Annotated in this window: 10 protein-coding genes and 1 tRNA gene; 5 read left to right on the top strand and 6 right to left on the bottom strand. The window is 60.2% G+C overall.

Translation table 11 applies throughout. The annotated features are described in order from the left end of the window. Nucleotides 1–95: 95 nt before the first annotated feature. Together VGF98_08205 and VGF98_08200 are read right to left on the bottom strand one after the other, a co-directional pair. Entirely contained in the window at nt 96–2075 is a 1980-nt protein-coding gene (locus VGF98_08205) for a glycosyltransferase (GenBank protein HEY1681600.1), read from the bottom strand. Between the two features lie 235 nt (nt 2076–2310). Beyond that, nucleotides 2311–4917 (bottom strand): LuxR C-terminal-related transcriptional regulator, encoded by a 2607-nt coding sequence (locus VGF98_08200; GenBank protein ID HEY1681599.1) that lies wholly within the window; start codon nt 4915–4917, stop codon nt 2311–2313. A 124-nt stretch (nt 4918–5041) separates the two neighbouring features. Between VGF98_08200 and VGF98_08195 the strand changes: the two genes are divergently transcribed. The 5 genes from VGF98_08195 to VGF98_08175 all read left to right on the top strand — a co-directional run bounded on the left by VGF98_08195 (nt 5042) and on the right by VGF98_08175 (nt 9582). Beyond that, complete coding sequence (locus tag VGF98_08195; GenBank protein ID HEY1681598.1) at nt 5042–6799, top strand: DUF2339 domain-containing protein; 1758 nt, start codon at nt 5042–5044, stop codon at nt 6797–6799. Continuing rightward, entirely contained in the window at nt 6796–7968 is a 1173-nt protein-coding gene (locus VGF98_08190) for a DUF3999 family protein (protein HEY1681597.1), read from the top strand. Before VGF98_08195 ends, VGF98_08190 begins: the two co-directional genes overlap by 4 nt. A gap of 90 nt (nt 7969–8058) precedes the next feature. After that, nucleotides 8059–8838, top strand: coding sequence for a c-type cytochrome (locus VGF98_08185; protein HEY1681596.1), 780 nt, complete (start codon nt 8059–8061; stop codon nt 8836–8838). A gap of 108 nt (nt 8839–8946) precedes the next feature. Further along, a tRNA-Ser gene (locus tag VGF98_08180) sits at nt 8947–9037 on the top strand. A 35-nt stretch (nt 9038–9072) separates the two neighbouring features. After that, nucleotides 9073–9582, top strand: a complete 510-nt coding sequence (locus tag VGF98_08175; protein HEY1681595.1) for a hypothetical protein — start codon at nt 9073–9075, stop codon at nt 9580–9582. A 66-nt stretch (nt 9583–9648) separates the two neighbouring features. On the opposite strand, the gene VGF98_08170 is transcribed toward VGF98_08175, so the two are convergent. The 4 genes from VGF98_08170 to VGF98_08155 form a co-directional block, all read right to left on the bottom strand. After that, complete coding sequence (locus VGF98_08170; GenBank protein ID HEY1681594.1) at nt 9649–10068, bottom strand: hypothetical protein; 420 nt, start codon at nt 10066–10068, stop codon at nt 9649–9651. A 26-nt stretch (nt 10069–10094) separates the two neighbouring features. After that, nucleotides 10095–10496 carry a hypothetical protein gene (locus VGF98_08165; protein HEY1681593.1) on the bottom strand — a complete coding sequence of 134 codons (402 nt, stop codon included), beginning with the start codon at nt 10494–10496 and terminating at the stop codon, nt 10095–10097. 183 nt (nt 10497–10679) lie between these two features. Then, complete coding sequence (locus tag VGF98_08160) at nt 10680–11558, bottom strand: hypothetical protein (protein HEY1681592.1); 879 nt, start codon at nt 11556–11558, stop codon at nt 10680–10682. A 385-nt stretch (nt 11559–11943) separates the two neighbouring features. Then, nucleotides 11944–13527 (bottom strand): LuxR C-terminal-related transcriptional regulator, encoded by a 1584-nt coding sequence (locus tag VGF98_08155; GenBank protein HEY1681591.1) that lies wholly within the window; start codon nt 13525–13527, stop codon nt 11944–11946. Nucleotides 13528–13534 lie beyond the last annotated feature (7 nt).

The raw sequence follows: 13534 nt of genomic DNA, 5'->3' as shown, positions 1-13534 counted from the left end.
TGGTCCTTTGCGCCGAGTGCTGGGCTTCCTTCCCGGCCGCGCAACGCGATTGCATCGTCGTACGAGCCAAATGCTGGAGGGTGTGGGCGCTCCCGTTACTGTCGCAGCGAGTACGTATCGAGGAGGCTCGATGAGTTGCGGCCTCCGACGGCGCCGAAGAACGTCCACCTCCGGTCCAAGTCCACGCCGCGAACTTCGAGGCCCGATATCGCGCGCATCATCTCGTACAACATCTCTCGCGCGGCGATCTCCCACGAGAACGTCTGTGCGCGAGCCAACGATCCGCGCTCGAGGGCGGCGCGCAACGGCGCATCTTGCAGAATCCGCAGAATCGCCGCTCCAACGTCTTGCCCGTCCGGAACGATCAGACCGCTCGTGCCGTGGACGATCGCTTCGCGCAGTCCTGGAACGTCGTGAACGACGGCCGGCGTACCGCAGGCGTTAGCCTCGATCACGCTGATGCCCCATCCCTCGATTTCGGAAAGGCTGGCCATCACCCACGCGCCTTGCAGCAACTCGAGCTTGCGTGCATCATCGACGAACCCTTCGAAGACCACAGAGTCACCGAGCCCTAGGCGCTGGACCAGCGCGCGCAACGTCGGCAGCGCGTCGCCCGTTCCGGCGATGCGAAGAACCGCCGCCGGCATCTCTTTTCGCACGTTGGCAAAGATCTCGATGAGCTCGTCGACGCGTTTATACGCCTTGAGTCTTCCGAGATACAGAACGGTCGGAACGTCGGATTTGCTGCCCGGCCCGAGTTCGGAGCCCACGCCGCAGCGCACGAGTCCGGCGCTCGAATCGCCGATTCCCACCGCGAGCATTTCATGGCGCGTGTCTTGTGAAATCGTCACGAAATGCACTTTGCGGTAGATCATCGGAACGAACGTTTCTTCACACCACGCGAGCGCGTTACCCAACCATCCTCCCAGGTGCTTTTTGAAAAGCTCCCGGTGAACGTGGTAGAGGATGCAGACCTTGGGCTTCATCGAAAACAACGGCGAGAAAAATGGCAGTCCATTGAACGAGTCGACGATGACGTCGAACCGATGGCGAAACTCTTTGAGGTACACGAACGGTACGCCCGCGTACACCGTCATGAAATTTCCGACGCGTCGTATCGGAATAGAATCGATTGAGTCACGCGAAGAGCCGCCCGGAAATCCTCCGCTGATCCACTCGACGTGATGACCCCACTGCGTCCAGAGCCTGGCTTGCTCGAGGAGATAGTTTTCAGCGCCACCGGCCTGCGGGTGTTTAGGGTCGCGCCAGTTGATTATCAAAATCCGTAAGTTATCGCGTAACCGAACCGGATTGGTTGGAAACACGCGGTCGTACAACGGCACGATGCCCGACAAAAACGAGTGATGGAGACGGAGGCGTACGACGGCGGCAAACGAGCGCAGCGACGCGGGCAAAAGCTTTAAGCGCGAATCCGGTGCTTCCGTCCACGAGATCGGTTCTTCGTGCACGCGCATATCGAGGCGTTTCATTGCGTATAGTATGTCGGCATCGAACGCGATATTTGACGTCTCGACCACACGCATAACGCGATCCAGTGCCGCGCGGCGAAAAACCTTGGCATCGCATTTCGTGTCCGAGTAGCGAAGCCCGAAGAGCAGACAAACAAGCAGGTTGTAGCTGCGGCTCGCGATCTTCAAGCGTAGGGGCCGGCTGCCGGAAACCTTCGACGCGGGCAGCCAGCGCGACCCGATAACGCCGTCGTTGTCACCCATCGACTCGCATAGACGGCGCATCTCGCTGGGCGGCGTCGATCCGGCCGAATCAACATATCCGACGATGTCTGCATGCCCCACGAGGATGCCCGCGCGAACGGCGCCGCCTCTGCCGACTCCATCGGGGACGCGTAGGCCGACGACGTTGCCTTTAGTGGCGGTTATACGTTCGATGATATCGGACGCCGGGTCGGCCTGGCGGTATAGAACAAGGATGATTTCGGAATCGGCAAACGCGTCGGCATAACGTTCGACGCAAGCAACGACGGTTTCGTCGACGTTTTGCGCTGGAATGACGATGGAGAATCGCGGCGATCGTGGAGCAACAACTGTCGGCGTCATGCCATGGGAGCCTCGTGATTTCGCGTCGAGTTGGGATCTACCGGTTTCGTGGCACTCTTCGGCAAAGGTGCAGAAGCTCCACCTGTGACACGAAAAACCTCAGGTTCTAGTCCTTAGAGTTTACGACTTCTACTCCATGGGGCAGTACGTCGGATTCGGCCGATATCGATCGTGGCAGGAATTGCAGGGAAACCGCCGCCAAACCGTACCAAATCGGAAACCTTGGTAACGCCGCTCATCCCGGGCTATCGAGCGAAGGTACACCAAGTCGTATCGCCTTTGCAATTGCGCGAGAGCGCGAGCCAACTTCGAGCTTTCCGAGGACACGCTCGACGTGCGTCTCCACGGTGCGGGGGCTTACGATCAGCCGCTCTGCAATTTCTTTGTTCGTTAAGCCATCGATGAGCAGCGAGAGAATCTCTCGCTCGCGTGGCGTCAGATGCAAATCCGGCGCGACGGGCTGCGTAGAGTTTGGTTTCATGAACGACGATGCGTAGGCACGTGCGAGCCGAGCTTCGAAACGCGGACCGTCTCGCGTGAGGAGTTCGAGCGTAGCGTCAAAGGCAACCGAGCTGTTATTCCTACCGCGCCGAGCGCTTCCGACGGCGATACCGGCGTGTTCCAAGGTTACCAAACCTCGACGATGCGCGATGAGCGATGCAAAACGTTCGCAGCCGGTCAATAGCGAAGCATGCACGACACCATTGGCTGCATCGAGGAATGCCAGTAGGTCATCGGCAGTGGCGAGCGTCGCCGCGTCGGCAGCATCGGAGGGTGAAGCTATCGATAGTGCCTCGCGAGCGCGAGCGATCGCCGTTGCCGCAGCACTAGGCTCGCATAGCAGAGTATAGATTGCAGATTCGCCCAGCGCAGCGGCCCGCTGTACCGGTGGAAAATCGATCCGCGCCGCTGCGCGATCTGCGAGCTCTCGCGCGACTGCATAGTCATCGCCGAGAAACGCCGCGCGCGCCAGCGCGATCTCGGCAAACGCCCGAACGCGGCTAACGTCGCCGGCATACCATGCTTGGCCGGAGCGGCTTTTCGCGCGCTCTGCATAGCGCATTGCGGCATCGACGTCTCCATTGTGCGTTGCGATTTCCGTGAGCGCTACGTATAATGCGGCCTCTTCGGCTCGTAGATCCAGAGCGGCAGCAAGCCGTTCGGCTTGTGCGGCTGCATCACTTGCCGCTGTAGTCTGACCCCAGACCAGCCCGAGACGCGCGAACCATACAAGCGTCAACGTTTGGAGAACCACTTGATCGTCATTCTCAAGCAAGCCAATTAACGCGTCGAGCGTTTCCTCGGCCGAATCGACTTGGCCAAGCGACGTCTGTGCGTAGGCGCGTAAAACATCCACGTTGAACCGCACCGCCGCATCGCCGACGTCCAGCGTAGCAACAGCGGCAAGGGCGCCAACGAAGTCGTGACCGATAGCTCGAGACCACCCGCGCATCACCAACGTCGTTGCTACCGCAGGTAGACCCAGCGGCTCTGCGCGTCGTGCGAGATCGTCCAGCATCGCGTCGTCGACGGAGACCAGATGCCCAATGTCATGCTCGATGGCTTGGGCACGAGCCTGAAATGCGATCGTAGCATCGTTCGATGCATCGGCAGCATCGACGACGCGTGAAAGCGTAGCGCGCACATCGGCGGACCCGCTGGCTTTTTCCAAGAGCGCGTCGACGAACCAGCGTACGCCGGCATCGGGCCCCTTGGGATCGATGCGGGTCGCTAGGCCGCGCACTCGGACGCGATCGCCCGTGGCGATTAAGGCTGCTGCATGATTCCGTAGAAACGCGACAGCCGTTGTGGGGTCGCTACTCTCGTCGGCGTGAAAAAGGGCTGCCGCGGGTTCACCCGCCTGAATGTACGCTTCTGCGGCGTCGCGATGGGCCGCACCCGCCGCGCCGCGTTTATGTAGCCGCCGTTCGGCCAGCTCGCGTAACACCGGATGTAAGCGATAGCAATTGGGGCCGATCTCGCTCAACAGCGCGCCCTCTCGGCGCAAGCTCGCGATCAGATCGCGAGCCCCAGCGAATGCATTGATCGTATCTAGGACTCGCAGATCGAGCGTCTCGAATACCGCCGCCCGCTCGAGAAAAAAGATGACGTGCCGATCGAGACGTGACAAGAGCTCCTTCGTAAGGTAGACTTCCGCCGCGTTGCGTGGCCCCTTTGCTGTCGGTACGAGAATGCGTTGCCCGCTAACCGCGAGCGTAACGCCGGCCGCCCACCCTTCGGTGCTCTTTTCAATCTCAGCGATCGTTTCGCCGTCGATCTCGCGCCCAAAATGGCGCCCGAGCGCGCGAATATCCTCGCTGTTGAAAACCAGTAGGTCACCGTCTACGATCTGCGCCTTGCCACGCGGGAAGACTCTTCCGAGCGTAATGTCCGGAAGCGATCTGCCCATCGCGAGAATGTGAGCGCCGGCGGGAAGCGCGTTGACGGCCGCATCGACGAAGTGCGAGAAGCCAGGTTCGCCAGTAAAGACGTGAGCGTTGTCGACGATCAGCGTTAAGGGCTCATCGATGTGGGCGAGTTCCGTCGCGAACGTTCCGCCGATGTGAGCCGCGCTCGCGCCGGCATCTAGAGCGCCGAGCGTCATGCGCCCGAAATTCGCGCGTGCGCCGCGGACCGTTTCGACGACGCCACGGATGAACGCATCTCGGTGCCAAGGGCGCGCCTCCATCCAAACGACTCCGGGCGTCCCGGCAAAAGCCATTTTCGCCGCCGCCGTCTTCCCCGCGCCAAGCGGCGCGTGCAACAGCGTAAGCGGCGTGTGCTCGACGGCATTTCGGAGCCGCCGCTCGACGTCTGGGCGCGAGATCAATTCGGGATTCAAGGGTGGGGGAGTTCGAATGCAACCCCCAGCCGGGCCTCCGGAGCAACATCCGTAGGACTACGGACGCCTCCGAGCTTTGAAAGGGCTAGCCTGAACGTGCACTCGTTACAGAGGAGTACGTTTCATGGAAACCACCCAATTTGAGAGTCTGATTCCGCGGCTTTCGATCGTCGAGACGGACCTCGGCATGATCAGACGGGATCTCCGCGCCGCCGTTGCGGCGGCTAGCGCTCGCGCAACCCTAGAAGAGGCCCCCACAGAGATGGGGGAGCCAGCCCCGCCGGTCGCCGCGACGTCGCAAATGGTCGAACCCCCGGCCCTCGAGGCGGCACCGGTTGGAAGAGCCGCATTGACGGGAGGTGACCTCGAGGCGTTATTGGCCGGCCGATGGCTCCACATTGTGGGGTTACTGCTCGTCTTTATCGGCACGGCATTCTTCCTGAAAGTAGCCTTCGATCACGACTGGATCACGCCGGTCCTTCGCGTCACAATCGGCTTGGTCGCCGGGGCTGTCGCAATCGTCTACGCTCAGCGCCTTGCCAATAAAGGCCAACTGTATTTCTCCGAGGGCATCACCGCGCTTGGCATCGGGATCGAGTTTCTCTCGCTCTACGCCTCGAATGCGCTGTTCCACCTCGCATCGCCCGCGTTAGCCCTGACTGGAATGGTCGCCGTCAATGCGGTGATCGCCTCGTTAGCCTGGCGTCGACGCAGTGAGCGTCTGGGAATCCTCGCAGCGATTGGTGGTTTTCTTGCGCCGATGCTGGCCGGGACGCAAAGTGCCGATCAATGGATGCTGGCGGCATACGTTGGCGTGCTCGATGTCGGCTTGCTTCTGCTCGCCGAACTGATCGATACTCGCATCATTGCTCCCATCGCGCTTGGCGGCACGATGCTCTACATGCTTGGCAGTTTCTCGCACGCGCAGAGTCTCGACGACATGCAACGGGCGATCATCTACACCGGGCTTTACGCGACATTCGCTTTCGCAGGATGGATCGTAACGAAAGTGCGCGGCTCGCTCGATCCATTCCGCTCGATCGTTAGCGCGGTCGCGCTCGGCGGTCTTCTGGTAGGTTTGGAAGCCTCGTTGTTCCCGGAGCACCGGACATTGCTCGCTGCCATACTGATCGGGCTAACGATCGCGCACCTCGGCGCGGCGATCGTTCTGAAGTCGCGCTATCACTCGTGGCTGGCAGTCGCCGCTCTCACGTTCGCCATTCCCGCCGCCTTCGATCAGGCCGTGTTCGTAAGCGTCGCCTGGGCGGCGGAGGCAGCGGTTCTAACGATCGCAGGCTTGCGGTTCGGCGATAACGTTCTGAAAATCGCGGGCCTCGGTTTATTAGCACTCGATGTAATGTGCGACGCGTCCTTGTACAACAGCTACGGTTCGATCCATCCAATCCTCTCGATCCGTCCAATCCTCAACGAGCGCTTCGCTGCGTGCGCCGCAGCCTTTGTCGCGACGTACGCAATCGCACGAGCCATCGATGTCGTCGGCACGTCGGAGTACGACGCAACGATCGTGCGGACGCTCCGCACGGCCAGCCACGCGATTGCTCTGCTCGCGCTGTCGGCTGAGGCGTGGAACTCCGTAGCCTATTACGGCGGAACATTGCAAGCTTCGAGCGCCACACTCTCAATTTTGTGGGCGATCTTTGCCGCGATTCTTATCGGCTGCGGCCTCTACAAACGTGACTCGTTCATGCGCTGGGAGGGACTCGGTCTTATCATCCTGACGGCGGGCAAAGTAGTACTGCTCGATCTCTCGTTCTTGGATCTTGGTTACCGCGTTATCTCGGCCGTGCTCGTGGGTGTCGCGTTGATCGGCGTCTCGTATGCCTATCAGCGCCGCCTACCCGCAGAGGAGCCGCAGCCGTGATCGGCGCCGTGCTCTTCGCCGGCGTCCTTTCGGCGAATACCGCTCGTGCGATCGCAATCGCACCTCGCGAGCGGCCCAGCTGGGCGTTGCTCGAGTTACCGCAGCAAATCGAGTCTGGCCCCGACGGCAACTACGACGATCTGCGTGTCATCGACGATCGAGGGAATGAAACGCCCTATGTCGTGGATCCTCAATGCGCAGCGATTCCGGCGCGGCAGGCAATCCTCAGCGACGCGGGATTCGTGCCGGGCCGCTACACCGAAGCACTCGTCGATGCCGGCAACAGCGGGACGCTCTACTCCGGCGTCTCGATCGACACTCCGCGTAACACGTATTTCGATCGCGTCGACGTCGCGATCTCAGACGACCGGTCAACGTGGCGTGAGGTTCGTAACGAGGCGCTGATCTACCGCGTCGCTGATTCCAGCGATCCGGGATCCCAAACGGTGTTGTTTTTACCGTCTCGGGCACGCTGGATTCGCATCCGAATTATCGATGGTAACGCGCTGTTTCCGATCGATACTGCAACGCTCGTCTCCACTGAGTCGACGGTGCCCGAAGCGATGAAAAGACTCGATGCCTCTGCTACGTCCGCTTGGCGCGACGAAGACCGGACTTCGGTCGTAACCCTCGATCTCGGCACGCCGAACACACGCATCGCGCGGATACGCTTTCGTACGACGCAGGCCGAATTCTCGCGCGACGTATCGATCCAGACCAGCAACGACGGGGAACACTGGGACTTTGCCGGCGGTGGCCCTATTAAGCGCTTTGCCGATGGCGCTCCCGTTCTTGACGTTTCCATACCGGAGGCCGGGGCGCGTTACGTGCGGGCTGAGGTCGCAAACGGAAATGATGCGCCGCTGCCCAACCTTAGCGTCTCAATCTTCGGTCCGCGGCGCGTAATCGTCTTCGTCGCTCGCTCAGGAAGCTCGTATGCGCTCACGCGATCTACCCACGCGCAAGCCCCCACGTACGACCTCGGCACCTTACTAGAGCATGACAACCCTCGCGCCTTTGCCACGGCGCGGCTCGCTGGAATTACAAGTGAACGTTCGCCGGGGCTACGCGCCGGCATTCCACAGCCGTTGATTTGGACACTGGCCTTTGCAATGGCGATCGTCACCCTCGGCGCGGTAACGGTCGGCGCCCTGCGTCCACGCAGCTAAGGCTATGCAACCAACGTGCGATCAATAGGGGAAAGTCCGGCGATGGGTAATCGGTCTGCGCGGCCGGCGGACCGGTGCAAAAGGACGCGGATGACTACGCTCAAGTTGGCTCTGATCGTCATAGCGACTGCGCTTGTTGCATGCGGCAAGCCTTCGACATCGGCGCCTACCGTGCAAGCGTCGACGATGCCGCCGGGCCGTGACGGTTTGATTATCCAGCGTGGCCAGGACCTGGTAAGAAACACCAAGCAGCTATTGCCCGGCAACGTGACGGCACAGTTGAATTGCGCGTCATGTCATCTACTCGGCGACCGGCCAGGGAGACCGCTCTCGCTCGCCGGGATCTATGGTGAGTATCCGCAGTTTAGTCGACGCACCAAACACTTCGTCGGGCTGCGCGATCGCATCGCGGAGTGCTTTTTCTTCAGCATGAACGGCAAACCGCCGTCGTATTACGGCCCGGATCTCATTGCGATCGAAGCCTACATTGCATTTCTTTCGCGTGGCGCGCGAGTCGGCCCAGCTCCCGCGCCGGTTCGGTCTTACGCTGCGCCGAAGACCGCCGATCTGAAATCGGGTGCGGCGATCTACACCGCACAGTGTGCCGTCTGCCACAGCTCGAACGGTGGTGGAAACCAAACCGCCAACTTTCCGCCGCTCTGGGGACCGACTTCATTCAACGACCGTGCTGGGATGGCTCGCCTGATGCCCGGTTTCGTGCACGCGAACATGCCGCTTGGGCGCGCGGGAACGCTAACGGATCAGCAAGCGGCCGACGTTTCCGCCTACATTCTTTCTAAGCCGCGACCGCATTTCGATCCGTCTAAATTAAAGAACCTCTCGCCGGTAGAGCTGAAGTTTCTAGAATAGTTCTCCGTACTAGGCTGCAAGTTTGTTCGCATGGCTAGGTCGAGGCGTAATGCGGTGAGAAGCTAAGAAGCTCGGAAACCCGCAAGCAGTAACTACTTGCGGAGCCGTGGAGAGATGGCAGAGCGGTTGAATGCGGCGGTCTTGAAAACCGCAGAACGTGACGAGCGTTCCGTGGGTTCGAATCCCACTCTCTCCTCCAACGGAGTGACCAGCTACACATCACGGGAGATGATCATGAAAGCCATACGCCTTTCATCGTCCGCGGCGATCGTCGTACTGATAGTCGCCGGTTGTTCGAACGGAGCGCCTTCCGAGCCGGCGGTTCCGGTCGCGAACCTCGTAGGTGACGGCGTGGTTGCCGCGTCCTTCGGCGAGGTACTTTCATCGAAGCGCACGACCGTCCAGAAACAGTCTTGCATATCGGGAACTGGAACGGTCACGTTCCATGCAAAGGGCACGGCCAAAGGTCCGCTTCCTGGCACCGTTACTGTCAAAGGCGAATGGAATTTTTTCACCATCAGTGGACAGACGACTTGGACCTTCGCCGAAACGTTCAAGATCACCGGAAGGCATCCGGCTGACGGCACGATAACGGGAAACGGTAACGGTAAGATCGCTACGTGCACAAACTTTGGTCCGGTGACAAAATCGGGTGTATTGGAATATCATCTCGGTACTGCATCCGGATCGGCGACGACGAATCGTCTAAAGAACGGCGGCAGTATGCTCGAACGGCTACTGTAGCGGACAAGCAAAGCGGGCTTTACACCCGCTTTGCTCATCTCACGATACGTTGCCGGCCCGGGGTATTTAGATGCCCTTTTGGCCCGGGTAGAATGCGTCGTCATAATTTTCTTGGAGCGGAGGACCGATGCGCGAGCAGCATGTGTACGTACGCAGTTGCTTGCCGCCAGGGAACGACCAGGAAACCCCATATGGCCCGGTGAGGTTCTCGGCCGCCCCAAGAACGATGCGACCGTTCTCGCTTACCGCGATGCCTTCGACTTGTGTGCCGGTCGCGATTGACTGACCGGTCGGCGAGCCATCTTCAGCGTATTCCGTGATCGTCTGAGCGACCAAATCGTTCACGAGTAAGTTGCCTGCATTGTCCGGCTTGATGCCGCCGGGAGATTGCAGGGTAATACCGAGGTCTTTCGCACCGGACTGTTTACCGTGCGGGAATTCGACGACGCGGCCGGCGCCGACAGAATCGGCTGTCAACACCGCCACGAAAACGTTGCCGGCAGCGTCGCACGTTAGGTACGGGTTTCGGAAGTCGGTCGGATACGTGAGGCTACCCGTCGGCTTGGTGCTTCCGTGCGCAAACCTTGAATACTCGACTGGTTGCCGTTGCTGGTGACGTACAGATCTGCGACATACGCCGTTCCATTTGGACAGACCGTTACGTCGACCGGATAACCAACCGGATCCGAGAGCGTTTTGCTTGGAGATAAAGCGCCGTGTGGGTACACTAGGACGTTGCTGATATCTGCAACCCAGAGGTTTCCCTTGGCGTCGACGAACAGGCCCTCGGGCTCAGACAATCCGTTTGCGATCTGTCCAACCTGTTGCCCACTCATCGTTAGGACATCGACGACGGAACCAGTTCCCCAACTCGCCATGTACACGAGGTGCGTTCCGGCGTTCATCGCCCGCATGTAACCGGGGCTCGCATTCGGTGAACGCGGCGAAATCGTTCCTTGCCGAACGGATGCCTGTCCAAGCGTATGTGCAGAGCTGGATAGCGCGGGGGTTTGAGAAGTGCCGCCCGAGCAAGCCGCAAGAAATGTAAGAAGCGCAGCCGTGCCTACGGCCTTTGGAAGTACTAGTAAATGCCGCACTTAATTCTTGTCCTTCGAGAGCGATGGGGTGACCGCGATGCCGATCGGCTGGCCGCCGACGGCGATGGAGTTTTCGGCCGCGCCGCCGGCGGTGTACTTATACTCGTTGGCAACGCCGGAGCCGCCCGAGTCGGCAACGTAGAGGCTCTTACCCGATGCGAGTAGAGCGATGCCGATCGGGAAGGTCGATCCCGTTATCGGCATGACCGATGTCGGCGATCCGAACGCGTCGTTCACCGGCGGGGCGAATGTATCGACGACGAAGTTGGCCTCGTCGCAAAAGGCGATGTTGCCCGCCTTATCGATCTGAATGCCGCCCGGAAAACTCACCGTATAGACGTAGTTCAAATACGTAAGGGCCGTAGCGCTGCAGCCGCCCGTGACGAGCCCGAACGATGTCTGGTACCCGCCATTCATGCCATCGACGTACAGCACGCCCTTGCTATCGAATTCGGCGAACATGACGCGCGTGAAGTTGAACGCCGTATCGGAAACGGTGGCGCAGCTCTTCGCGCTACCCTTGGCATATAACACAACGTTGCCACTGGCGATCTGGCATTTCGGGGCGTTACAAATATTCGTGACGGCGACGATTCCGGTGCTGGAGACCGCTACGTCTGCCGGAAACCCGTGCGGGTCGTTAATCGTCATTTTGGGTGCGCCGGTGTAGGGTGGCGCGTACTCGAGCACGTTCGAACTGTTGGTGTTCGCGACGTACAGATCGCCGGCTTTGTCGGTGGTAATTCCCTGCGGCTGCGTGAGCCCGGTGATTTGACCGACCATCTTCTGGTTCTTTCCGGCCTGAGGATAGATATCGACAACACCGTTGGCCGCGTCGGACACGAAGATGAGGGGCTTACCCGCTGCACGCGGATCCATAAAACTTTTCGTTGCGATAGGCTCGTGCGTGATTCGCGCGATGCCTGGAGGGAGCAGGCTGTTGTCGGTGCGCGCCGTGGTCGCAAATTGTCGGTGGACGGACTGCCCGGTGGAGCCTGGTGCGCCGGGAGGCGCTGCGGGCGAATTACCGCCGGAGCAACCCGCTAGCATTGCTAGCGTAGCCGACGCGCCGAGCGCGGCATAGAGTTTGCGAGATATAGCCATAAAGTCGGACTACCATTTTCTGCTCCACTGGTTTGCTCCCAGAAAAGTATCGATCGTCCAACTCGTGAACAACGGTCTTGAGGGTCGCCTCCAGTGGGTTCTAGGGTTTAAATGTAGCAATCCCGGCGGTTCGGTACAATCGTGGAAACCCGTAGCGAGTTTAGCGCCGTATCGCTTCGAGTAGTTGATGGCGAGAACGCAGGCCCAATCGGTGTAAGATCGAGGTCATATGACACTCGACCGTGCGTGCCGAGATGGAGAGTCGTTGGCCGATCTCGCGATTTGACAGCCCGACGGTCGCTAACTGAACGACGCTTTGTTCTCGTAACGTCAGCTCGGGCGGAATCGACGAACTCGTGGATGCATCGACCGAGTTGCGGGCACCATGCGCGGAGGCGGCAAGAAGTGTTGCCGCCAGCTCGTGGCTGCTCCATTGGAGCTCTCGAAAGACGCCGGCTGCGGCCGTCGCTTCGCGCGCACATCCTTCTGCGTCGCCCTCGCGATCGAAGACGATCGCTTCAAAGTAATGTAAATGCGCGATCGCCACTTCGGAATGGGGCAGCAGCATTCGGCGTCGCAGCGTCTCGCGAGCCTGCCCAAAGTGGCGCTTGTCGCCGAACTGGGCGATCGCAAGGGGCAGATCGCACGCTTCGTCCGCGTGCCTCACGTGCTTTAATGCTTTGGCGAGCACCTCTCGAGCCTTTTGCGGCTGTCCGTTGCGGTGGAAATAACGGGCGAACGAAGACGCGACCGGGCCGAGGCGAGGCGGCTCACCCGACCGAAACGCGAACGTCAGTGCATCCTCGTTGGCGCACTGGCGGAGAAGGTGTGCATCGTTGCATTCGAGAGCGATCGGTATTCCGATCTCTGCCAACGCTTCGAGTAAAACGGGCGGGCGATTCTTTTCCATTGCCGCCTGGCTCACGTATGCGTGGGCCAAATGCCGGTTTCCCTGGCGACTAAGCTCTCGTGCGTATTCGAGCGAAATGCACGCGACGATCCAGCCGAGGTTCTTATCGCGTGCCGCCGTCAACGCTTGAAGGTACAAGCCGGCAGCGCGTTCGGTCTGCCCGAGTATACTGGCGCACAATGCCTGCGACTGCAGGACGCTAATGTACGCGTATGGATCTCGATCTTGCTCGGCATAGTGCAGCGCTTTCGTGAAGCTCGCGAGCGCCTTCTCGCCGTTGCCCGAAGACGTGAACGCTAACGCGCACACCCGATGGTATTTGGAGAGCACTTTGGGATCGTCGGGTAAGGCGGATTCGTCGATCGCGTGCAGATAACACTTCGACTCGTCGTATCGAGACAACAAGTGAAGAACCATCGCTAATGACAAGCGTGTATTGAGAGCCAGGTCGTCGTCGTCGACAGCCATTGCGAAATCGAGCAGATGTTTGGAAAGCGGTACGATGTCTGCCGTTCGAGAGCTCGACCAGAGGGTACGAATCTGCATGTTGAGATGGGCAGCGCCACGCGCGTCCGGCTCGGCTTTTTCGAGCGGAGCATCGCACCAGCTCTCGACATCGGTTGCGACTCCGCGATGAAAGGCAGTGTTACCGGCCTTGACCGACAACCGCGCATGCGCTGCCGGGTCGTCCGCGGAGAGATCCAAGGCGCGTTGGTAGTTCGTTAGCGCTGCATGGTAGGCTCCGTCGCCGGCATACGTGTCACCGAGCGTTTCCAACGTCGAGACGCCGCGTTGCGTTTCGGTCTTGGCTTGAAGAACCCGTCGCCGGCGCATCGTTCGC

Origin of the sequence: Candidatus Tumulicola sp. (assembly GCA_036490475.1) — a bacterium.
Lineage (GTDB): Bacteria > Vulcanimicrobiota > Vulcanimicrobiia > Vulcanimicrobiales > Vulcanimicrobiaceae > Tumulicola.
This window is presented reverse-complemented; position numbering and strand designations above follow the sequence as displayed.